This window comes from Stutzerimonas urumqiensis (assembly GCF_003640395.1).
GTDB classification, from domain to species: Bacteria; Pseudomonadota; Gammaproteobacteria; order Pseudomonadales; family Pseudomonadaceae; genus Stutzerimonas; species Stutzerimonas urumqiensis.
In genome coordinates this window covers 24,497-44,376 of the sequence record NZ_RBZQ01000001.1, presented here as the reverse complement: position 1 = coordinate 44,376, position 19,880 = coordinate 24,497, and the positions used below count along the sequence as shown (strand labels likewise).

Annotated in this window: 23 protein-coding genes; 13 read left to right on the top strand and 10 right to left on the bottom strand. The window is 64.8% G+C overall.

Annotated features, from left to right (window positions below; translation table 11 throughout):
- Nucleotides 1–132 precede the first annotated feature (132 nt).
- Nucleotides 133–1,023, bottom strand: a complete 891-nt coding sequence (locus tag D7325_RS00235) for a pseudouridine synthase (protein WP_120993010.1) — start codon at nt 1,021–1,023, stop codon at nt 133–135.
- 171 nt (nt 1,024–1,194) lie between these two features.
- Between D7325_RS00235 and D7325_RS00230 the strand changes: the two genes are divergently transcribed.
- Both D7325_RS00230 and malE read left to right on the top strand, forming a co-directional pair.
- Nucleotides 1,195–2,811 (top strand): methyl-accepting chemotaxis protein, encoded by a 1,617-nt coding sequence (locus D7325_RS00230; protein ID WP_120993009.1) that lies wholly within the window; start codon nt 1,195–1,197, stop codon nt 2,809–2,811.
- A 12-nt stretch (nt 2,812–2,823) separates the two neighbouring features.
- A complete protein-coding gene (malE, locus tag D7325_RS00225; RefSeq protein ID WP_218565165.1) occupies nt 2,824–4,251 on the top strand; it encodes a maltose/maltodextrin ABC transporter substrate-binding protein MalE in 1,428 nt (475 codons plus the stop codon).
- Here malE and D7325_RS00220 read toward each other — a convergent pair.
- Nucleotides 4,248–4,598, bottom strand: a complete 351-nt coding sequence (locus D7325_RS00220) for a copper-binding protein (RefSeq protein ID WP_120993008.1) — start codon at nt 4,596–4,598, stop codon at nt 4,248–4,250. The two genes, malE and D7325_RS00220, sit on opposite strands and share 4 nt — an antisense overlap.
- A gap of 134 nt (nt 4,599–4,732) precedes the next feature.
- Here D7325_RS00220 and D7325_RS00215 point away from each other — a divergent pair, with 134 nt between their 5' ends.
- The 4 genes from D7325_RS00215 to D7325_RS00200 all read left to right on the top strand — a co-directional run bounded on the left by D7325_RS00215 (nt 4,733) and on the right by D7325_RS00200 (nt 7,452).
- Nucleotides 4,733–5,041 carry a PepSY domain-containing protein gene (locus tag D7325_RS00215; protein ID WP_120993007.1) on the top strand — a complete coding sequence of 103 codons (309 nt, stop codon included), beginning with the start codon at nt 4,733–4,735 and terminating at the stop codon, nt 5,039–5,041.
- Between the two features lie 97 nt (nt 5,042–5,138).
- Nucleotides 5,139–5,450 carry a PepSY domain-containing protein gene (locus tag D7325_RS00210; RefSeq protein WP_120993006.1) on the top strand — a complete coding sequence of 104 codons (312 nt, stop codon included), beginning with the start codon at nt 5,139–5,141 and terminating at the stop codon, nt 5,448–5,450.
- On the top strand, nt 5,450–6,115 hold the full coding sequence (locus tag D7325_RS00205; protein WP_120993005.1) for a response regulator transcription factor: 666 nt from the start codon (nt 5,450–5,452) through the stop codon (nt 6,113–6,115). Before D7325_RS00210 ends, D7325_RS00205 begins: the two co-directional genes overlap by 1 nt.
- Complete coding sequence (locus tag D7325_RS00200; protein WP_120993004.1) at nt 6,112–7,452, top strand: ATP-binding protein; 1,341 nt, start codon at nt 6,112–6,114, stop codon at nt 7,450–7,452. Before D7325_RS00205 ends, D7325_RS00200 begins: the two co-directional genes overlap by 4 nt.
- 198 nt (nt 7,453–7,650) lie before the next feature.
- Here the strand turns inward: D7325_RS00200 and D7325_RS00195 are convergent, their stop codons facing one another.
- The 4 genes from D7325_RS00195 to rpoE all read right to left on the bottom strand — a co-directional run bounded on the left by D7325_RS00195 (nt 7,651) and on the right by rpoE (nt 10,521).
- Nucleotides 7,651–7,878, bottom strand: a complete 228-nt coding sequence (locus tag D7325_RS00195) for a hypothetical protein (protein WP_245962002.1) — start codon at nt 7,876–7,878, stop codon at nt 7,651–7,653.
- Between the two features lie 471 nt (nt 7,879–8,349).
- The gene (locus tag D7325_RS00190; RefSeq protein WP_120993002.1) at nt 8,350–9,297 is read right to left on the bottom strand and encodes a MucB/RseB C-terminal domain-containing protein; all 948 of its coding nucleotides are present in this window, start codon (nt 9,295–9,297) and stop codon (nt 8,350–8,352) included.
- Between the two features lie 8 nt (nt 9,298–9,305).
- The gene (locus D7325_RS00185; RefSeq protein ID WP_120993001.1) at nt 9,306–9,908 is read right to left on the bottom strand and encodes a sigma-E factor negative regulatory protein; all 603 of its coding nucleotides are present in this window, start codon (nt 9,906–9,908) and stop codon (nt 9,306–9,308) included.
- A 31-nt stretch (nt 9,909–9,939) separates the two neighbouring features.
- Nucleotides 9,940–10,521 (bottom strand): RNA polymerase sigma factor RpoE/AlgU, encoded by a 582-nt coding sequence (rpoE, locus tag D7325_RS00180; protein ID WP_120993000.1) that lies wholly within the window; start codon nt 10,519–10,521, stop codon nt 9,940–9,942.
- Nucleotides 10,522–10,850: 329 nt separating this feature from the next.
- Between rpoE and nadB the strand changes: the two genes are divergently transcribed.
- On the top strand, nt 10,851–12,467 hold the full coding sequence (gene nadB, locus D7325_RS00175; protein WP_120992999.1) for an L-aspartate oxidase: 1,617 nt from the start codon (nt 10,851–10,853) through the stop codon (nt 12,465–12,467).
- Here nadB and D7325_RS00170 read toward each other — a convergent pair.
- Nucleotides 12,436–12,891: a protein YgfX gene (locus D7325_RS00170; protein WP_120992998.1), complete on the bottom strand. Its 456-nt coding sequence runs from the start codon at nt 12,889–12,891 to the stop codon at nt 12,436–12,438. The two genes, nadB and D7325_RS00170, sit on opposite strands and share 32 nt — an antisense overlap.
- Nucleotides 12,875–13,129 (bottom strand): FAD assembly factor SdhE, encoded by a 255-nt coding sequence (locus D7325_RS00165; RefSeq protein WP_120992997.1) that lies wholly within the window; start codon nt 13,127–13,129, stop codon nt 12,875–12,877. The genes D7325_RS00170 and D7325_RS00165 overlap by 17 nt, the downstream gene beginning before the upstream one ends.
- 137 nt (nt 13,130–13,266) lie before the next feature.
- Here D7325_RS00165 and ygfZ point away from each other — a divergent pair, with 137 nt between their 5' ends.
- The 3 genes from ygfZ to D7325_RS00150 all read left to right on the top strand — a co-directional run bounded on the left by ygfZ (nt 13,267) and on the right by D7325_RS00150 (nt 15,728).
- Entirely contained in the window at nt 13,267–14,211 is a 945-nt protein-coding gene (ygfZ, locus tag D7325_RS00160; RefSeq protein ID WP_120992996.1) for a CAF17-like 4Fe-4S cluster assembly/insertion protein YgfZ, read from the top strand.
- 22 nt (nt 14,212–14,233) lie between these two features.
- Entirely contained in the window at nt 14,234–15,070 is an 837-nt protein-coding gene (locus D7325_RS00155) for an HDOD domain-containing protein (protein WP_120992995.1), read from the top strand.
- A gap of 145 nt (nt 15,071–15,215) precedes the next feature.
- A complete protein-coding gene (locus D7325_RS00150; RefSeq protein ID WP_120992994.1) occupies nt 15,216–15,728 on the top strand; it encodes a DUF4142 domain-containing protein in 513 nt (170 codons plus the stop codon).
- Between the two features lie 22 nt (nt 15,729–15,750).
- Here D7325_RS00150 and ung read toward each other — a convergent pair whose 3' ends face one another.
- A complete protein-coding gene (gene ung / locus D7325_RS00145) occupies nt 15,751–16,446 on the bottom strand; it encodes a uracil-DNA glycosylase (protein WP_120992993.1) in 696 nt (231 codons plus the stop codon).
- A gap of 195 nt (nt 16,447–16,641) precedes the next feature.
- Here ung and D7325_RS00140 point away from each other — a divergent pair, with 195 nt between their 5' ends.
- Nucleotides 16,642–17,889, top strand: coding sequence for an ABC transporter substrate-binding protein (locus D7325_RS00140; protein WP_120992992.1), 1,248 nt, complete (start codon nt 16,642–16,644; stop codon nt 17,887–17,889).
- Between the two features lie 19 nt (nt 17,890–17,908).
- Here the strand turns inward: D7325_RS00140 and D7325_RS00135 are convergent, their stop codons facing one another.
- A complete protein-coding gene (locus D7325_RS00135; RefSeq protein WP_120992991.1) occupies nt 17,909–18,538 on the bottom strand; it encodes a DsbA family oxidoreductase in 630 nt (209 codons plus the stop codon).
- A gap of 129 nt (nt 18,539–18,667) precedes the next feature.
- On the opposite strand from D7325_RS00135, the gene D7325_RS00130 reads away from it, so the two are divergent.
- A complete protein-coding gene (locus tag D7325_RS00130) occupies nt 18,668–18,985 on the top strand; it encodes a hypothetical protein (protein ID WP_120992990.1) in 318 nt (105 codons plus the stop codon).
- Nucleotides 18,986–19,039: 54 nt separating this feature from the next.
- Entirely contained in the window at nt 19,040–19,858 is an 819-nt protein-coding gene (locus tag D7325_RS00125) for an enoyl-CoA hydratase (protein WP_120992989.1), read from the top strand.
- Nucleotides 19,859–19,880: the final 22 nt, after the last annotated feature.

The window sequence follows — 19,880 nt, the reverse complement described above, 5'->3', positions numbered from 1 at the left end:
CGTAGGAGCGAGCTTGCTCGCGAAGCGGGCAGGATGGCGGAGGCGAAACGGCGAAACGGCGCGCCGTAGGGTGCATTCGCTAAGCAATGCACCGCGTGCACAACGGGTCGTTCGCTGCCTTCCGAATCCGACCTAGATACCGAGCGTCAGGCCGCTCTCGAAATGCCGGCGCTCGCCGGTCAGCGGATCGTCGAAGGTCAGCTCGCGAGCCAGGAGCTGTAACGGACGGCTGTAATCGTCCTGCTCGCGGGTCTCGCGCGGTTGCAGGATCGGGTACAGCGGATCGTTAAACAGACCGGCGCCGAGCGCGGCCATGTGCACGCGCAACTGATGGCGTTTGCCGGTCACTGGGTATAGCCGATAGCGCCAGTACCGTTCGCCACGCTCGAGCACCTCGACCTGTGTTTCGCTGTTCGGCTCGCCGTCGGTTTCGGTCATCAGGATGAACGGATCACCCTCCACCAGCCGCGTGCGCCGCGTCAGCGGGAAGTCGAGCTGCGGCAAGGCCGGGGCGATGGCTTCGTAGACCTTGTGCATGCGTCGCTCACGGAACAGGGCCTGATACTGGCCGCGGGTCGCGGGGTTGGCCGAGAACAGCACCAGCCCGGCGGTCAGCCGGTCGATGCGATGCAGCGGCACCAGGTCGGGGTTGCCGAGCCGCGCGGTCAGGCGTGCCAGCAGCGTCTGTTGCACGTAGTGACCGGACGGCTGCACCGGCAGGAAGTGCGGTTTGTCCGCCACCACCAGATGCGCGTCGACGTGCAGCACGCGCGCCTCGAACGGAATCGGCGTCTCGTCCGGCACCTCGCGGAAGTAGTGGATGCGCAGCCCCTCGCGATGGGGGGCGTCAGGCGCCAGCGCGACGCCTTCGGCGGTCAGCACGCGGCCCCGGTTCATACGGTCGAGCCAGGTGGCGCGGTCGATGGCCGGGAAGCGCGCGCACAGGCAATCGAGCACCGTGGACCAGGGACCGGCAGGCAGGTGGAGCGTGCTGGGGCGCGCATCGGGCGATCGCAGGGTCATGGCGGCCTGTCGTGAAAGCGGACGCGCATGGTAGCAGCGGCGGCTCGATAACAGCCTGCGGATCGACGGTCTAAATATTGACGTCAATCGGCCGATAGATGTCTGCGCTCAAGAAGCCGAGCCATCGCCTGCCCGGTTTCTTCGCCGTAGCGCCATTGCAAAGGAATCCCTATGACAATCAAGTTGCGCCTGGCGGCGCTCGTTTCGATCGCTCTGCTGGCGCTGTTCGCCGTCGGCGGGCTGGGTCTCTATCAGCTCAAGCAGATCGACCGGGCGGTCGCCCACGTCACGGCAACGGAGGTGCCGCGACTCGTCGATGCGAAGGAATTCGCCGCCCGCTATCAGGAACTGCGTGGAATCATCTTCCGGCACATCGCCGACCCGGACCCGGCTCGCAAACGCATGCTCGACGCGCTGCTCACCCAGCGTAGCCGCGAACTCGAAGCGGACCTGTCCCGGGCAATCGACGCTGCCGCGACACCGGAACAGAAAGTCGCGCTCGAGGAGTTTCGCAAAACCGTCACTGCGTACCTGATCGTCTGCGAAACCGCCCTGGCCCGGTCACGCCAGAACCAGACCGAAGCGGCGATGGAGCTGGCCTCCAGCCCCTTCATCGAAGGCGCCGCGGTCCTGACAGCCGAACTGGTCGAACAGCTGACCACCAGCGCCCAAGCCGGAATGGACGCCACCCAGCGGGCAAGCGCCGAGGCATACGACACCGCATTCAGCCTGCTGTCGGCGATCGTGCTGCTCGGCATGATCGTGATGCTTGGGTTCGGTTTCGCGCTCGGACGTTCGATCATGGCGCCGCTGCAGGCGATGCGTCGCACCGTGACCGCCATCGGCGAGCGGCTCGACCTCACCGAGCGTGTGGCAGTGAACTCCAATGATGAAATCGGCCAGACGGTGCGTGCCTTCAACGGCATGGTCGATGCGCTGCAGCGCAGCTTCAACGCGCTGGCGCAGAGCGCGGGCGAGGTCGGCGGTGCCGCCAAGGGCCTGCGAGCCAACGCCGGCATCTTCTCGGAGGCGTCCACGACCCAGGCCGAAGCGGCGACGCAGATGGCTGCCGGCGTGGAGGAAATGACCGCGAGCATCAGCCACGTCGCCGAGCGCGCCGAAGATGCCGCGCAGCTCTCGACCGATGCCGGTGCGCGTGCGGCCGATGGCATTGCCGTGATGCAAACGACCATCGAAGACCTGGGCGCCATCGCCGAAGAGGTCAAGGGCACCGCGGTCAGCGTCGACAAGCTTCAGCAGGAAACCACTCGCATCTCGACCGTCATGGGCGTGATCAGCGAAGTGGCCGCCCAGACCAATCTGCTGGCGCTCAACGCAGCCATCGAGGCGGCACGGGCCGGCGAGCAGGGTCGTGGCTTCGCGGTGGTCGCCGACGAGGTGCGCAAGCTGGCGGCGCGTACCGCCGAATCCGCGGACGAGATCACCGGCATCGTCGATGCCATCGAACGCGGCGCCGGCGACGCTGTGTACCGCATGCGCCAGGCCGTCGAAACCGTCCAGCAGAGCGCCACCCGCGCCGAGCAGGCGGGCGTGGCGGTGCAGTCGATTCGTGATGCCTCGACGCAAACGGTCGCCATGGCGAGCGAAATCTCCCACGCGATTCGTGAGCAGAGCGCGGCGAGCAATCTCATCGCCGTGCAGGTCGAGACGATCGCCTCGATGACCGAGAGCAACACCGACACCGCCAACCAGACGGCTCGCGAAGCCGATCAGCTCCACGCACTGGCCGAGCGGATGCTGGCCGACATCTCCCGCTATCGCTATTGAGCAGGCGCCACCATGCACATGAAGATAATTTTCTCGGCCCTGTCGCTGCTGGCATGCAGCCTGACCGCCACCGCCGCTCAGCGCGGGGAGCTGCTCATCTGGATCAACGCCGACAAGGGTTACGACGGCCTTCAGCAGGTCGCCGATCGCTTCACCGAGCAGACAGGCATCCGGGCACGGGTCGAACACCCCGAGGATCTGGCCAAGCGCTTCGAGACGGCGAGCGCGTCAGGCAACGGCCCTGACATCGTGCTCTGGCCGCAGGACCGCCTCGGCGACTTCATCGACAAGGGGCTGGTCGCGCCGGTCAGCCCAGCCGAGGCGCTACGCGACGAGCTGGTATCCGTCGGCTGGGATGCCTTCACCATCGGCGGGCAGACATGGGGTTATCCGGTCGGCGCCGAGGCGATCATGCTGGTCTACAACAAGGCGCTCATCGCGAACCCACCGGCCGCGTTCGAAGACATTCCGGCGCTCGATGCCGAGCTGTCCAGCCGCGGCGTAGAAGCCATCGGCTGGGATTACACCAACGCCTATTTCACCTGGCCGATCATCGCCGCCAATGGTGGCTACGTGTTCAAGCGGCAGGCCGACGGGCGCTACGACACGGCCGACGTGGGGATTGATCATCCCGGTGCGCTGGAAGGGGGCCGCCTGCTGCAGCGCTTCGTCGCCGAGGGCGTGCTGCCGGCCGGCGGCATGGCCGGTAACGCCGCGGAGCTGGCGATGCAGGCCGGCAAGCAAGCGATGTGGATTACCGGACCCTGGTCGTGGGAAGGCCTGCGCCGGGCGGGTATCGATTTTGGGGTGGCGCCACTACCGACGATCGCCGGCAAGCCGGCACGGCCCTTCGTCGGTGTACTCGGCGCGATGATTTCCGCGAAAAGCCCCAACCGGGACGAGGCGCAGCGCTTCATCGAGCAATTTCTGATGACACCCGCAGGACTCAGCCAGGTCAACGCCGACAAGCCCATCGGCGTTCCGCTGAACAAGCGACTGTTCTGGGACATGGTCACCGACGAGCACGTTCGCATTTCGATGGATGGAGTGACTTTCGGCCGCCCAATGCCATCCGCGCCGCAGATGAGTCTGTTCTGGGAACAAATGACCGTGGCCCTGCAAGCGATCGCCAATGGCTCACAGGCCGAGCAGGCACTGAGCGATGCTGCCCGGCGGATGCGGGGCGAGCCGGTCGTCGCACCATCCCTAGAGCTGTCGCCGGACGTGGCGGTCGAAGCGACCACCGAGGCGGCACCGCTGATCGCGCCGATACCGGAGGCAGAGGTTCAGGCGCCGGCCGAGATCGCCGAAGCGCCGGTCGCGCCGACGGACGCGAGCACCGAAGCCGCAACGGCGACCGAAGCAACGCAGCCCGCACCGAAGGGCGATACAGGCCCCGTATCGGAAACCGCACCCGGCAGCGCTCCGACCGGCGCCTAATCAGACCGCTCGATCGACACCACCTGCGCGCCCTCGCCGTCGGCACGCAATTGGACGGCGACCTGGTCACCGGCGCTGAACCCGTGCAGCAGGGCTGGCTCGATCGCGAACGTCTGCGTCAGCGCCGGCCACTTCAGCGACGGAACCGGGCCGTGCCTGAGCGTCAGGGTGCCGGCTCCGGCGTCCAGCGCGGTGATCACGCCGCTGATACCGACCGTTCGCGCCGAGCCCTCGTCGACGCCGAGCGTGCCATCCACGGGCGCCGTTTCCGGTGCCTTGAGCAGGTCCTGCGCGGCAGCCGGTGTGACGGCGAGCAGGCCGATGGTGAAAATGATCGACGCGTTCATGCGGCACCTCCCGAAGGAGTCACGGGCTGCATTGGACCCCTCGCCTGCCCGTTGGATCGATGCCTCGGATTCAGTTTCGGTTAAGCCAGCCCGCCTAGAGTGGCAACCGTCGAAACCCACTGAGGAACTGCACCATGAAAGCACTCATCGCCCTGTTCACCGCCTCCACCCTGGCCCTTGGCGCGAACGTCGCACTCGCCCGCGATCTCGGCCCGGATGAAGCGCTGAAGCTGCGCGACGCCGGCACCATCCAGTCCTTCGAGAAGCTGAACGAAGCCGCCATCGCCAAGCATCCCGGCGCCAAGGTCGAGGAAACCGAACTGGAAGAGGAATACGGCCGCTATGTCTATCAGGTCGAGCTGCGTGACGAGAAAGGCCAGCAGTGGGACCTGGAGCTGGACGCCAAGACCGGCGAAGTCCTCAAGGATCATCAGGACGACTAAGCTGTCGCACGTCCTGCGCTGACGTATCCTGCGCCCATCGTGCCCCGGCTTGCCGGGGCGTCGATGCATCCGTAACAGACCGATTCGCGGTACCGCCATGCCCAAACGCCGTTCCATCGTCCGCCTGACGCTTTCGCTGGCTCTGGCCGCGACGCCTGCCATCGCCCGCGATCTGGATCAGGACGAAGCGCTGGCGCTGCGCGAAGAAGGGTTGATCCTCTCGCTCGAACAGCTGCTCGGCGGCGTACGCGATCGTCATCCGGGCGCACGCCTGCTCGAAGCCGAGCTGGAGGAAGAGGACGACGTGCTGATCTATGAGATCGAACTGCTGACCGCCGACGGCGTGGCGCGTGAACTGGAGCTCGATGCACGCACCGGTGCGCTGATCAAGGACGAGGTCGACGACTGATGCGATTGCTCTTGGTGGAAGACAACGTCCCGCTCGCCGACGAGCTGATCGCCAGTCTGGGCCGCCAGGGCTATGCGGTCGATTGGCTCGCCGACGGGCGCGACGCCGACTATCAGGGCACCAGCGAACCCTACGATCTGATCGTGCTGGACCTGGGCCTGCCCGGCAAACCCGGGCTGGACGTGCTGCGCGACTGGCGCGGGCGTGGCCTGGCGACACCGGTGCTGGTGCTGACCGCGCGCGGGTCCTGGGCCGAACGCATCGAGGGTCTGAAGGCCGGCGCCGATGACTACCTGACCAAGCCCTTCCATCCCGAGGAGCTGGCCCTGCGCATCCAGGCGCTGTTGCGGCGTGCCAGCGGCGTGCCCAACCAGCCCCTGCTGGAGGTCGGCGCGCTGGCTCTCGACGAGCAGCGCGGCGTCTGTCGCCAGGATGGCAACGAGGTCAGCCTGACGGCTGGGGAATTCCGCCTGCTGCGCTATTTCATGCTGCACCCGGGCCGGATGCTGTCCAAATCCCAGTTGGCCGAGCACCTGTACGACGGCGAGACCGAGCGTGATTCGAACGTCATCGAGGTGCTGGTCAATCGTCTGCGCGGCAAGCTGGGTCGCGATGTCATCGAAACCCGACGCGGACAGGGCTACCGCTTCGGCGGTTCGGTGTGAAATCGATCCAGGGCCGCCTGGGGCTGGGCCTGATTGCGGTGCTGGTGCTGGTCAGCCTGGTATTGCTGCAGGCCAGTCTGTGGCTGTTCGAATCGGCGCTGCGACGCACCCTGGCCGACAACCTGCGCGAGGAGACCGAAGGCCTGCTGGTCGCCATCGTCCGCGGCCCGGACGGCGTGCAGCTCGATCCCGACCGCCTCAGCCCGCGCTACCAGCGTCCGTTTTCGGGCCATTACTTCCGTATCGACCTGCCCGGCCGGACCTGGCGCTCGCGCTCGCTCTGGGACGCCAGCCCGCAGTGGCCGTCCTCGCCGGGGCTGGCTGACGAGCTTATCGAGGGCCCCCAGGACCAACGCCTGCTGGCCTACCGCGCGGAGTATCAGCGCGGCGGGCAGCGCGTGCTCATCCAGGTCGCCCAGGATTACTCGCCGATTCTTCAAAGTTTCGACCGTGTCCGTCTGACCGGGCTGGTGCTGGTCGGGGTGTCCATTCTTCTGCTGGTGCTGCTGCAACGGTACGTGGTGAGGCTGGCGCTCAGGCCGTTGGAGCAGGCGCGCCAACAGATCGCGCAATTGCAGGAGGGCCACCGCCGGCAGCTCGATACCGATGCGCCGACCGAGCTGCAGCCGCTGGTGGACGAGATCAATCACTTGCTGGGCGAAACCGAGGAAACCCTCAAGCGCTCGCGCCACGCGCTTGGCAATCTCGGCCATGCGCTGAAGACGCCGCTGGCCGTGCTCAACAGCCTGACGCTGCGCGACGAGCTGACCGAACACCCATCCCTGCGGACCGCCCTGCGCGAGCAGCTGACGCAGATGGAACAGCGCGTGGCCCGCGAGCTGGGCCGGGCCAGGCTGGCGGGCGAGGCCTTGCCGGGCACCTTCTTCGATTGCGAGACGGAGCTGCCGGCGCTGTTCGACACCCTGGCCATGATCCACGCCCGCGGCGTCTCCCTCGATTGGCAGGCACCGGCAGCGTGCCGCTTGCCGTGGGATCGCGAAGACATGCTGGAGCTTCTCGGGAACCTGCTCGACAACGCCTGCAAGTGGGCCAAGACCCGGGTCCGCCTGACGATCGATCGAACGGACGAGGGTTACAGGCTGTGCATCGATGATGACGGCCCCGGCATCGCCCCGAGCCGCCGCGACGAGGTGCTGGCGCGTGGCACCCGTCTAGACGAACGCCGCGATGGCCACGGTCTCGGCCTGGGTATCGTGCGCGACATCATCGCCGCCTGGCAGGGCGACTGGGCGCTGGAAGACAGCCCGCTCGGCGGGTTGCGCGTGGATATTCATCTGCCGCAGCGCGTGGCGCGCACTCCGGAGCGGACCCGGTGATTGGCCGGGTGACCGGACAGTGCAGTACCGGCGAACCGCTCCGAAGCTTCATCGAGATGGGCGACTGACCGGTATGTGCCATCGCGCCTCGGCGCGGTGAGTAGATGGGCGGCTCCATGAGCGCTTCCGCTCATACCGAGGCCCTGCGACCGGGTTCGAAAAGGCGCACTCGAACGCCGGATTTGCGAAAGATGCGGCTCAAACCTGTGCCGGATCGCTGATCGATTCCAGTGCTTCGTCGGCATTTTCCAGCGATTCGATGAGCTGATCGGGATCGGGTAATTGCTGCTCCACGTCCTGTTCCGATTCGTCCAGATCATTCAAGGGTGACTCGTCGGCATAGAGAACAGCCGGCGATGGCGTGAGTGTGGAGAAGAAAAGTGGCTGCTCGAACATGTTCGCCCCCAAGGAAATGACGGTTGCCAATCACCTTATTCGAGCCCGGGCAGGCGCAGAGATTCCGACACGGTTAGGTGGGCGAGACTTGGCCAAGGTTCGGTCGTCGACGTCGGAACTGCAGTGGCCTGGCAAGGCATGTCGCAGCGAGTCCGCGAAACGCAGGACAGAAGCCGGCGGCGCTGGATCGCTCAATCAATTTGGCTGCGGCGAAGACGTTGGGCTTAGGGCGGCAACTGGTCGCCGGATCTCTAAATGCTGGGCATCCGCGCACCGCAGGCGGGTGTGCGCGGATGGGCGGGGCTCGCAGGGAAGGCGGCTGGGCCTCACTCAGATGGCCGACCGCGCAAGAGCAAAGACGGTGACCAGCCTACCGAAACTGAGGCAGGCACCTGGGCGCGCAGCTGGGCTTCAGCCCAGCACCGACGACCGCGGATGGGCTGCTTCTCAGCACATCGCGGTCGTATCGTTTCGCGGATTCGGAGTCCACTTCGCGGGCGACTAGTTCTGCGCGTCCTGCTTCGGACGCATCGACAAGGCAATACGTTCGGCCGTCCCGAGCGGAATTTCGCCAACGACCGTGACCATGACATCGCCACCCGGCGCCGTGATGCGTTTGGACACAGCGACGGTCGGGCCCATCTGGCTGCGAGCATCCTGAACGACTTCGCCACCCAGCGGCTCGATGAAGACGGAGAAGCGAGCCAGCCCATCGCCATACACCAGCCATGTCACCGGCTGGCCAGACACATCGCTCGTGCGACTGCTGGACTGCAAGAGCCGGAAGCCATCGGGCAGCCAGTCGGAATGCCAGCCCGTCGCCTCCTTCTGCTCGGCGCTCGCTTCGGTCACGCGCAGGCAATCGTCACTGGCCTTGAGCTCGGACGCGGCGACCTGACCGGGCTCGAGACGGGTGTACTGGAACCGCTCGAGCAGCTGTCCATGCTCGTCGAGCATCAGCGACTTCAGCGGCAAGCCGGTTTCGCGATCGACGTGCAGTTCGAAGCCGTACCGGTGCTGGTCGCGCGGCAGGATAGCCAGCGCGACGCTATCGCGACCTGCGACACGGGAGTCGCCGATCACGCGCAATTCGTACCACTTGGACAGGTCTTCCGGATCGAGTCGCTTGTCGCGCCAGGTCTTCGCGCTCTGCGCACTGGCCGCAGGCGCATCGGTGGCGCACACCAGCCGCCCGTCGACACGTACCACTTCGACAGCCGGACCATCCAGTTGCAGGACACGCTCGGTAGTGGCGCCATCCTCGACGCGCTGCCAGATCGAGTGCGTAGAAAAGGCGCCATTGCGCTGATAAACGAAGTCACCGACATAACTGGTGCTGCGCTGGGCATCAGCCAGGCGGCGCAACCAATCGTAAGCGCTATCTACAGCAAGGGCCGGCATCGATAGCCAGCCCCCGAGCAACCCAACACACAGCGTTCTAACGCGCATGCTTACCCTTAGTTGTTTTCATCCATGCTTGCCGCGCGGGCATACGGTAGCGCGCCTTCCGAGCCGCCACCAAAGGCAGCCTGCTGCGCATGCTTGCGAACGTATTCCGGCAGACGCTTCTCGTGCCAGCCTTCGCCGCCTTGGGCTGCAGGCTCGACGGGCGCGGCGACCTTGCCTTCGCTGTATCCGGCCAGCATGGCGGGACCCTGGGTCGTCTGCGGCACGGCGATAGAGGCTGGTGCCGGCTGAACAGCCTGCTGCGCCATCTGCGGGCCGACCGCTTCGTTCTGGTTGTACAGGCGCACACCCGCCAGCACCGCTACGGTCACCGAGGCGGCAACGGCCAGACGGCCAACGGCCTGCCAGCCAGTGCGCTTGCGCGCCGCGACCGGCACTTCCTCGTCGGCCAGTGCGGCCGAAACGGCGGAAGCGATATCCAGCTTCGGGAAAACGGGTTCTTTGTGCATGGCAGCACGAGCAAGCTGGTAACGCGCCCAGGTAGCGCGGGTCTCGGCATCGCTGCAACCGGCGAGCACTCGACGTATTTCCAACTCGTCCGCTTCGTTATCCATCACGGCGGACAGCGATTCATGCAGGGCTTCACGACTCATGGCGGTTCCTCTCTTGGCTAGCGCCGCTGTCTCAGGATTCATGCAACAAGGGTTGCAATGCTTTATCGATGGCTTCACGCGCCCGGAATATCCGGGACCTGACCGTTCCCACCGGACACTGCATGACATTTGCAATGTCTTCATAACTAAGACCGTCAAATTCGCGAAGCGTTAGAGCCGTTCGTAAATCTTCCGGTAACTGCTGGATCGTCCGATGAACGGTACCCTCGATTTCATCCCTCAGCAGTGAGCGCTCGGGCGACTCGATGTCCTTGAGTGCGTGATCACCCTCATAGAACTCGGCATCTTCCGAACTGACATCGTTGTCCGGAGGACGTCGGCCGCGAGCGACCAAGTGATTCTTGGCTGTGTTGATAGCAATCCGGTAAAGCCAGGTATAGAAGGCGCTGTCACCGCGGAAGTTGCTCAAGGCGCGATACGCTTTGATGAAGGCTTCCTGCGCTACATCCTGGGCTTCATGCGAATCGTGTACGAAGCGCACGATCAAACCCAGAATCTTGTGCTGGTATTTCATGACCAGCAGATCAAAAGCCCGCTTATCTCCTCGCTGCACTCGTTCGACCAGTTGCTGGTCTTGCTCCTGCGTTAGCATGCACACTCCTCGTTAATACCGAAGGGGTGGCGCTGAACCCAGCGAACCGACCTGCCAGAATAGACCCGGGCTTTGCGCAAAAGTTCTCCCCTCCTAGCAAGCAATCCTGCGATTAGACCCCAAATTGCGGGCGCTTCGACAAAAATCGAAGCCAAGGCCATAGCCAGTCGCGACCGCCTACCGGAAGTAGCCAGCCACGTCGCTTGTGGCATCCCTCTATTGATCGAAGTGCGGCAGGTAAGTTCCACTTTGCCAGCGCCCGAACGGAGCCACCTATTGCCCAGGCGCGGCCGAGAATATACTAAAGCGCTTTTTCACAGGGGCTAGCCATGAACCGCGGTAACCAGTGCGACGTACTTGTCATCGGCAGCGGGGCCGCAGGCTTGACCCTTGCGCTCACACTTCCGGCCGAGATGAGCGTCACGGTGCTCAGCAAGGGCGAGCTGGCCAATGGTTCGACCTACTGGGCCCAGGGCGGCGTGGCAGCGGTACTGGACTCCAGCGACACGGTGGACATGCATGTCGCCGACACGCTCGATGCCGGCGGCGGTCTGTGTCGCGAGGAGGCGGTGCGGTTCACGGTCGAACACAGCCGTGAAGCTATCCAGTGGCTGATCGATCAGGGCGTGCCTTTCACACGCGAAAAGCAGGCGGACCTTTCCGACGGCGGTTTCGAATTTCACCTGACGCGCGAGGGCGGACACAGCCACCGGCGCATCATTCATGCTGCCGACGCCACTGGGGCCGCCATCTTCAGTACTTTGCTCGAACATGCGCGCCAGCGGCCGAACATCGAGCTGCTCCAGAATCGCGTGGCGGTCGATGTGATCACCGAGCCGAAACTGGGACTGCCCGGCAACCGCTGCGTTGGCGCCTACGTGCTTGATCGCGACACCGGCGAAGTGGACACCTTTCGCGCACGCTTCGTCGTGCTGGCAACGGGGGGTGCTGCCAAGGTCTATCTCTATACCAGCAATCCCGACGGCGCCTGCGGTGACGGTATCGCGATGGCCTGGCGCGCCGGTTGCCGTGTCGGCAACCTTGAATTCAACCAGTTCCATCCGACGTGCCTGTATCACCCGCAGGCCAAGAGTTTTCTGGTCACCGAAGCGCTTCGCGGCGAAGGCGCCTTGCTGAAGCTGCCATCCGGCGAACGCTTCATGCCACGCTTCGATCCGCGAGCGGAACTCGCACCGCGCGATATCGTTGCCCGGGCCATCGACCATGAAATGAAGCGCCTGGGCATCGACTGCGTCTACCTGGACATCAGCCACAAACCGGCGGACTTCATCACGACGCACTTCCCCACCGTGTACGAACGCTGCCTCGCCTTCGGGATCGACATCACGGCTCAACCCATCCCGGTGGTCCCCGCCGCGCATTACACGTGCGGCGGCGTGATGATCGACCAGCACGGGCGCACCGATGTTCCAGGTCTCTACGCCATCGGCGAAACCAGCTTCACCGGGCTACACGGGGCCAACCGCATGGCCAGCAATTCATTGCTGGAATGCTTCGTCTATGCGCGCTCGGCGGCCGAGGACATCGCATCACAAGCCGCCTCGGTGCGTTATCCGCTCGACCTTCCACCGTGGGACGCCAGCCAGGTGACCGATTCCGACGAAGACGTAATCATCGCCCATAACTGGGATGAGCTCCGACGCTTCATGTGGGACTACGTCGGCATCGTCCGCACCACCAAGCGCCTGACCCGCGCGCATCATCGCGTCGAGCTGCTGCTGCGTGAAATCGACGAGTTCTACAGCAACTACCGCGTCAGCCGGGACCTGATCGAACTGAGGAACCTGGCGCTGGTCGCCGAACTGATGATCCGCTCCGCGATGACACGCAAGGAGAGCCGCGGGCTGCACTACACGCTGGACTATCCCGACATGCAGCCCGAAGCGGTCGACACTATTCTGGTGCCGCCCACCTACGTCGGCTGAACTTCAGACGGACCCGCAGTCGCCGATGCGTCGCCCGTGGCAGCGCATCCGCCGGGATGCAGACACTGCGCGTAACGAAGCGGCGATCGGCCGGGCGGTAGCGCAAGACGATCAGAAATGGCAGCGCCAGGCTATCGGGGCGCAGCTGCACGGGCGCCCAGCCGACGGCATCGCTCCAGACCGCCCACCCCGACGCATCATGCCTGAGGCCGCGAACGGCAGCCGGATGCGCCAGCAGCACCGCACGCGGCAGCACCCATTTCATGTGAGCGATCACCCCGGCGAGTACCGTCAAGCTCACCCAGGCCGGCGGCCACACCCACAATAGCGTGCTGCACACGAGCAGTACGCAGGAAACGTAGAGCGTTACCAGTTGCCTCGAACGCTGCCAGCGACACTCGAAGGGGTCACTTCGGCTGGACACGGTCGAGGATCATGCGAACCATGCGGTAGAGGTCTTCGTCCTCGGGCTCGCCGCGCTCCATGAACCAGCCGAAGAGGTCCTGGTCTTCGCACGCCAACAGCTTGCGATAACGCGCCTGGTCGGCAGCGTCCAGAGAGGGGTAGACCTCCTTGACGAAGGGCACCAGCAGTACATCCAGCTCGAGCATGCCGCGGCGGCTATGCCAGAACAATCGGTTGAGTTCGGTCTGATCGGGCATGCGCCTGTCCTCGCTAACGAGGCGGCATTATAGCGGCGTGCCCACCGCCGGCAGTAGCGCAGTTTGTGCCGGTGCGCTCCCTTCGGCCGGGATGCCCCTGCTATGATGGCGCCCCACCGAATCACCGGCGACCGACCATGACCGATACTGCTTTCTTCTGTGTCCTGTCGCATGAAGGCGTCCTGTCCGTACGGGGCAGCGATGCCAGCAAATTCCTGCAAGGCCAGCTCACCTGCCACCTGGGTTATCTCTCCACGCAACGCGCCTCGCTCGGCGCCCGCTGTACACCCAAGGGCCGCATGCAGTCGAGCTTTCGCATTCTGGCCATCGCCGATGGCTTTCTCCTGGCGATGGCGCGCGAGCTCATCGAGCCGCAGCTGGCGGATCTGAAGAAGTACGCGGTGTTTTCCAAGTCGACGCTGGCCGATGCCTCCGGCGACTGGGTGCGTTTCGGCCTCAAGAATGGCGAGGGCGTTCTGCTATCGCTGGGAATCGATCTGCCGGCCGAGCCGGACAGCGTGGCGCAAACCGCCGAGCTCATGGCCGTGCGGCTTACCGAAGGCCGCGTCGAGCTCTGGGTACCGCAATCCGAAGCCGACCGCATCCAGGCGCGCCTGGCTGCACAGCTGCCGGAAGCGCCGCTCGATCATTGGCTGCTCGCGCAGGTTCGGGCTGGCGTGGGCCAGGTCTTCGGCACGACGCGCGAGCTGTTCATTCCGCAGATGATCAATCTGCAAGCCCTCGGCGGCGTCAGCTTCAAGAAGGGTTGCTACACGGGGCAGGAGATCGTCGCGCGCATGCAGTACCTCGGCAAGCTCAAGCGTCGACTGCATCGATTCACCGCAACCGACGCCACCGAACGGCCGGCGCCCGGCGTCGAGCTCTTCTCGCCGGTGCATGGGTCGAGCGTGGGAGAAGTCGTACTCGCCGCCCCCGCCGAACAGGGGGTCGAGCTGCTGGCGGTCGTTCAGGAAGACGCCTTCGCCGATGGACGCATCTTCCTCGCATCGCCGGACGGCACGCCCCTGGCGCCCGCCACCCTGCCCTATTCGCTGAATCCCGATCTGGAAATCCAGCGCTGATCCGCTGCCCGAAGGAACCCCAATGAGCACCCTAGTCGAGAAAGTCCAGCAGGAATTGATCCAGGCGATCGAGAATGACCAGCTGGTGCTTCCAACCTTGCCGGAAGTGGCGCTACGCGTTCGCGAGGCGGCGGAAGATCCCAATATCAGCATCCCGGCGATCAGCAAGGTCATCGGCAACGACGCGGCGCTGACGGCGCGGATCATCAAGGTCGTGAACAGCCCGCTGCTGCGCACCAGCCGAGAGATCAACGACCTGCAGATGGCGGTGAGCCGCCTGGGCATCAACTACACCTGCAACCTGGCGACGGGGCTGGCGATGGAGCAGATGTTCCAGGCCACCAGCGACGTCATCGACCGCAAGATGCGCGAAGTGTGGAACAAGAGCACCGAGATCGCCGGAATCAGCCACGTGCTGTGCAAGCACTACACGCGACTGGCGCCCGACCAGGCGACGCTCGCCGGCCTCGTGCACCAGATCGGCGTTCTGCCGATCCTCACCTACGCCGAGGAAAACGGCGTGCTGTTGAACGACTCGATCAGCCTCGACCGCATCATCGAGCGCATTCACCCGGTCGTCGGCGAGAAGATTCTGCGGGCCTGGGAGTTTCCGGATGCGATCGCCTGCGTCCCGGCGCAGCACCTCGATTTCACGCGCGATTCGGCCAAAATCGATTACGTCGACATCGTCCAGGTAGCGACGCTGCAGAGTTATCTCGGCACCGAGCACCCCTTCACCAAGCTGGATTGGAATGGGATTCGCGCATTCGACAAGCTGGGACTGAACCCGGATGCGCTCTCCCAGGATGACGAAGACCTCAGCGCCGCCATGGAAGCCGCGATGGGGATGCTGCAATAACAGGCGTGCATCCCGACCTGACCGACCGCTCAGCCGCTCCCCGGAACTTGCCTTCGCTACTGACGCTCCGTTCAACGTAGGGCCTGAAGCCTTGCATTCACGGCAAGCCCTTGGTGGGCGAGCGTCACTGTTTTGGAGGCATCAAATGCACAAGCAAACCCAAGCCTTTTTTGCAGGCGCATGCGGCCTGATATTGGCCCTTCTTTCCAACCTGGCCCTGGCACAGGCCGAGAGCTTCGTGGACCAGGCATCGGCCAAAGGCATTGCCGAGATCGAGACGGCCAAGATGGCACTCGATAAAAGCCAGGCCGAAGATATCCGCACCTTCGCCCAGCGCATGATCGACGATCACACCCAGTCGAATCAGAAGCTGGCGAAGCTGGCCCAGGAGAAAAACCTGGAGATGTCTGACCAGGCCACGCTGATGGACATGGCCAAGGCGATGATTCTCAAACTGCGTGACGGCGAGGATTTCAATGCTGCCTACGCTAACAACCAGGTCGTCGCGCACGAGCAAACCATCGAGTTGTATCGTGAATACGTGCAGAACGCCGAGAACCCCGACCTCGTGACGTTTGCCGAAACCATGCTGCCTAAGCTCGAAGAGCATCTGCAGATGGCCAAGGCGCTCCAGGCCAAATACGCCGAGCAGCAATAACGCCGGCAGGGCGCCCGCCTCGTCAGACCGCGGCGGGCAGGCGCCAATCGATCGGCGTCAGACCATGCTGTTGCAGGAACTGATTGGCGCGGCTGAAGTGCCCGTTGCCGAGGAACCCGCGATGGGCCGACAACGGCGACGGATGGGCTGACTTCAGCAGCAGATGGCGTGTCGGGTCGAGCAGCGGCGCCTTGCTTTGCGCATGGGCGCCCCACAGCAGAAACACCACGTGCGGCCGGCACGCGTTCACCACCTGGATGACCTTGTCGGTGAACCGGTGCCAGCCGGCTTTCGCATGCGAGCCCGCCTTGCCTTGCTCCACCGTGAGCGACGTGTTGAGCAGCAGGACGCCCTGCTCCGCCCAGGATTGCAGATACCCATGACCGGGCGGATCGATGTTCAGGTCGCGCTTGAGCTCCTTGAACACGTTCTGCAACGAGGGCGGCGCGGGTACGCCAGGCTGTACCGAGAAGCACAGGCCATGCGCCTGGCCAGGCCCGTGGTACGGGTCCTGCCCGAGGATCACCACCTTCACCTGGTCGAGCGGCGTCGAATCGAGGGCATTGAATATCAGCGGGCCTGGCGGATAGATGATTTTTCCGGCGGCCTTTTCCTGAACCAGGAAAGCCCTCAGCTGCTGCATGTACGGCTGCCCGAATTCCTCTGCCAGCGCGGCCTTCCAGCCCGGCTCCAGCTTGATTCGATCGTCTGCGCTCATGGGTTTCCTCGTCGGTCAGGCGGGCACCCTAGAAAGCCGCTACCAGGCTGTCAACCGCCCGACTCGTTCGATTACCGCCACCGCATGGCATGAAAAGGTGAACCGGTTCACTCGCCTATACCAAAAGGTACTGCCGGTTCGCCTGTGCAGCGCGTAAAAAGGACGGGCTCTTATAAAAACAACAAGGAGACTCGTATGAAACGGATCCTGCCACTGCTTGCGCTGTACCTGGGCATCAACTCCGTGGCGCTGGCCGCCGAGCCGGTCACGCTGGGGCTCAACTACCCCCGGACCGGCAGCTACAAGGAGGAAGGCCTCGCGCAGATGCGCGGCGCCCTGCTCGCCATCGATGAAATCAACGCCAGCGGCGGCGTGCTCGGTCGGCCGCTCCGGCTATCGAGCCGCAACAGCGCCTCGCGCCCGGAAAAGGCCGTGGCCAATGTCGACAAGCTGGCCGACGAAGGCGCCGCCATGCTGTTCGGTGGTGCGTCGAGCGCCGTGGCGATCGCCGCCGGCAAACGCGCCCGTGAACGTGGCCTGCTCTATTTCGGCACGCTCACCTACTCCAACGACACCACGGGCAAGGACGGCCATCGCTACATGTTCCGGGAATGCAACAGCGCCTGGATGAGCGCACGCGTGCTTGGGCAATACCTGAACAAGCACCTGCCTGACCGAAACTACTTCTACATCACGTCCGACTACACCTGGGGCCATACCAGCGAAAGCTCGCTGCGCCAGGCCACGTTCACCCAGGACGCTGCCAAGCATCCTGGCGTCAGGGTGCGCTTTCCTGGCGCTCCGCTGGCCGACTACCGCGACGCCCTCACCCAGGCCGCCGCCAGCCAGGCGCAGGTCCTGGTGCTCGTACTGTTCGGCGAGGACCTGGTGCGCGCCATGCGGATCGCCGACGACATGGGCTTGACCGGCAAGATGCAGGTCGCCGTACCCAACCTCACGCTCAGCATGGTCGAGCAGGCCGGACCGAACCTCATGCAGGGCGTCCTCGGGACCGAGCCCTGGACCTGGCGCGTGCCGGAGATCGAAGGTTCCGAGCGCGGCAAGGCGTTCGTGCAGGCCTTCGATGACCGCTACCAGACCCATCCGTCCAGTTCCGCCGCCTCGGCCTACAGCATCGTCTATCAATGGGCCGACGCCGTGAAACGCGCCCGCAGCTTCGACAGCGAGGCCGTCCTGGCCGCCCTGGAAAATCATCGCTATCGCCTGTTGAAGGACGAGCAGTTCTGGCGGCCGTTCGATCACCAGAACGTGCAGACCATCTATGCCGTGCGGGTAAAGCCGCGCGATGAAGTGCTCAAGGACAAGTTCAAGCAGGACTACTTCGAGATCGTTCATCGCCTGTCTGGCGAAGAAGCCGCACCGTCACTCGCCGAATGGCAGGCCGAACGCAGCGGCGCCGCCCAACCGCTTGCGCTGAAATGACCGCCACGCAGGGGCTGGCCTATTGCCAGGCCAGCGCCTGCTCGACCGCCGCCTGAAGCCTGGGAAAGTCCACCGCGCCGGCGATCACCTGCGCCTGCTCCGGGTTGCGCTGTCCGCGAACCAGCAGGGCCGGCACGCCGCGAATGCCCCAATGCTCTGCTTCCTGGCGATCGGCGAAGATCGCCTCGAGGTAGCGACCGGTCTCGATGGCGTGCCGCAGCGCCTCGGTGTCCAGCCCCTCTCGTTCAGCCAGTTCCAGCAGCACCGCCTCGTCGCCGATATCCAGCCCCTCTTCGAAGAATGCCCGGAACAGCGCCTCATGCACCGCATCGAAGCGACCGTTGTCCGCGGCGAACCGGGCCAGTTCGAACGCCATGCGGCTGCGCGGCTGCACCGCCGGCAAGCGCAGCGCCATGCGCCGCAGTTCGGCCATCGGATAGACGGCGCGCGCCCAGGTATCGCGCAGGTAATCCCCCTCCGGCTCGAGGGTCGGCAGCGGCTCGGGGCGCAATTCGAACGCCCGCCAGGACACCGCCAGCCGCGTGCCGTAATCGCGCTGCAACTGCCGGATCAGAGGCAGCTCCAGGTAACAGAACGGGCAGACGTAGTCGCTCCAGACATCGATTGAAACGGTCGCAGGCGAGTTCATGAGGGGCTCCGTACAGGCTCTCGCTAGAGACTCGCGGACCGGCGTGGAATTCCGCCTTTCGGCCAGCGCCGGGAACATTGGCCGCCCAGTCCGGGCCAAAGGGCTATGGTCTGGCAGAGAGGTGCAGTGATGACGAGACGGATATTCAAGCCGGATGCCGAACGACCCTATTTCGAGACGCCGACGCACATACCGCCGGGCAGCGACCACCAGATCCCCCATAGCCACCGGTGCCTGTACCAAGGCTACGACATGATCGTGCACATGACCGGCTATGAATACGAAAGCCTCGGCAAGACGCTCTGGGCGATGGCCGTGGAAGTGGTTCGGGACCAGCAGATCGTCGTTCCCGCGCAGGTCGACCATGATCGCCACTACGCCAGCGTCCAGGAGGCGGCCACCCAGGGCGTCGCCTGGGGACGCCGCCTCGTCGATGAATTGCATTGAGCGAGCGCCGGGCCTCTGGTGCCCGACGCGTTGATCAAAAGGAGTCCGCGAGCCATGACGACCGCCCTCGAACCCTATCAGGCCGGCGTGTTCGACCTCACCCACAAGCTGACCGTGGAGAAGCACGGGCACACCGCGCTGATCACCATCAATCACCCGCCGGCCAATACCTGGGACCGTGAATCGCTGATCGGGCTGCGCCAGATCATCGAACACCTCGACCAGGACGACGATGTCTACGCCCTGGTCATCACCGGCCAGGGCGAGCGCTTCTTCAGTGCCGGAGCCGACCTCAACCAGTTTGCCGGCGGCGATCGCCTGCGCGCGCGGGAACTGGCCAAGCGCTTCGGCGAAGCCTTCGAGAAGCTGCGCGACTTTCGCGGCGTATCCATCGCCGCCATCAATGGCTACGCCCTCGGCGGCGGCCTGGAATGTGCGCTGGCGTGCGACCTGCGCATCGCCGAACGGCAGGCCCAGCTCGGCTTGCCGGAAGCCGCCGTAGGCCTGCTGCCCTGCGCCGGCGGCACCCAGGCGTTGACCTGGCTGGTTGGCGAAGGCTGGGCCAAGCGAATGATGCTCTGCGGCGAACGCCTGAATGCCGAAACGGCGTTGCGCATCGGGCTGATCGAACAGATCGTCGAGCCCGGCGAAGCGCGCGGCCATGCCCTGCTGCTGGCCAGTCGGGTGGCGCAGCAGAGCCCGGTCGCGGTGCGCAAGATCAAGCCCTTGATCGACGGCGTTCGGGCGCGCGGCCCCAACACCTTCGCGGCCGCCGAGCGCGAAGCCTTTCTCGAGCTGTTCGAATACGACGACACGCGCGAAGGCATCGCCGCCTTTCTCGCCAAGCGCGATCCGGTCTGGCGCAACCGCTGAGGCCGACGCACACGCAGGAGCT

What these genes read in the sequence shown, in the direction of transcription:
- D7325_RS00235 (WP_120993010.1), bottom strand. Translation starts at nt 1,023, where the DNA reads ATGACCCTGCGATCGCCCGATGCGCGCCCCAGCACGCTCCACCTGCCT.
- D7325_RS00230 (WP_120993009.1), top strand. Translation starts at nt 1,195, where the DNA reads ATGACAATCAAGTTGCGCCTGGCGGCGCTCGTTTCGATCGCTCTGCTG.
- malE (WP_218565165.1), top strand. Translation starts at nt 2,824, where the DNA reads ATGCACATGAAGATAATTTTCTCGGCCCTGTCGCTGCTGGCATGCAGC.
- D7325_RS00220 (WP_120993008.1), bottom strand. Translation starts at nt 4,598, where the DNA reads ATGAACGCGTCGATCATTTTCACCATCGGCCTGCTCGCCGTCACACCG.
- D7325_RS00215 (WP_120993007.1), top strand. Translation starts at nt 4,733, where the DNA reads ATGAAAGCACTCATCGCCCTGTTCACCGCCTCCACCCTGGCCCTTGGC.
- D7325_RS00210 (WP_120993006.1), top strand. Translation starts at nt 5,139, where the DNA reads ATGCCCAAACGCCGTTCCATCGTCCGCCTGACGCTTTCGCTGGCTCTG.
- D7325_RS00205 (WP_120993005.1), top strand. Translation starts at nt 5,450, where the DNA reads ATGCGATTGCTCTTGGTGGAAGACAACGTCCCGCTCGCCGACGAGCTG.
- D7325_RS00190 (WP_120993002.1), bottom strand. Translation starts at nt 9,297, where the DNA reads ATGCGCGTTAGAACGCTGTGTGTTGGGTTGCTCGGGGGCTGGCTATCG.
- D7325_RS00185 (WP_120993001.1), bottom strand. Translation starts at nt 9,908, where the DNA reads ATGAGTCGTGAAGCCCTGCATGAATCGCTGTCCGCCGTGATGGATAAC.
- rpoE (WP_120993000.1), bottom strand. Translation starts at nt 10,521, where the DNA reads ATGCTAACGCAGGAGCAAGACCAGCAACTGGTCGAACGAGTGCAGCGA.
- nadB (WP_120992999.1), top strand. Translation starts at nt 10,851, where the DNA reads ATGAACCGCGGTAACCAGTGCGACGTACTTGTCATCGGCAGCGGGGCC.
- D7325_RS00165 (WP_120992997.1), bottom strand. Translation starts at nt 13,129, where the DNA reads ATGCCCGATCAGACCGAACTCAACCGATTGTTCTGGCATAGCCGCCGC.
- ygfZ (WP_120992996.1), top strand. Translation starts at nt 13,267, where the DNA reads ATGACCGATACTGCTTTCTTCTGTGTCCTGTCGCATGAAGGCGTCCTG.
- D7325_RS00155 (WP_120992995.1), top strand. Translation starts at nt 14,234, where the DNA reads ATGAGCACCCTAGTCGAGAAAGTCCAGCAGGAATTGATCCAGGCGATC.
- D7325_RS00150 (WP_120992994.1), top strand. Translation starts at nt 15,216, where the DNA reads ATGCACAAGCAAACCCAAGCCTTTTTTGCAGGCGCATGCGGCCTGATA.
- ung (WP_120992993.1), bottom strand. Translation starts at nt 16,446, where the DNA reads ATGAGCGCAGACGATCGAATCAAGCTGGAGCCGGGCTGGAAGGCCGCG.
- D7325_RS00140 (WP_120992992.1), top strand. Translation starts at nt 16,642, where the DNA reads ATGAAACGGATCCTGCCACTGCTTGCGCTGTACCTGGGCATCAACTCC.
- D7325_RS00135 (WP_120992991.1), bottom strand. Translation starts at nt 18,538, where the DNA reads ATGAACTCGCCTGCGACCGTTTCAATCGATGTCTGGAGCGACTACGTC.
- D7325_RS00130 (WP_120992990.1), top strand. Translation starts at nt 18,668, where the DNA reads ATGACGAGACGGATATTCAAGCCGGATGCCGAACGACCCTATTTCGAG.
- D7325_RS00125 (WP_120992989.1), top strand. Translation starts at nt 19,040, where the DNA reads ATGACGACCGCCCTCGAACCCTATCAGGCCGGCGTGTTCGACCTCACC.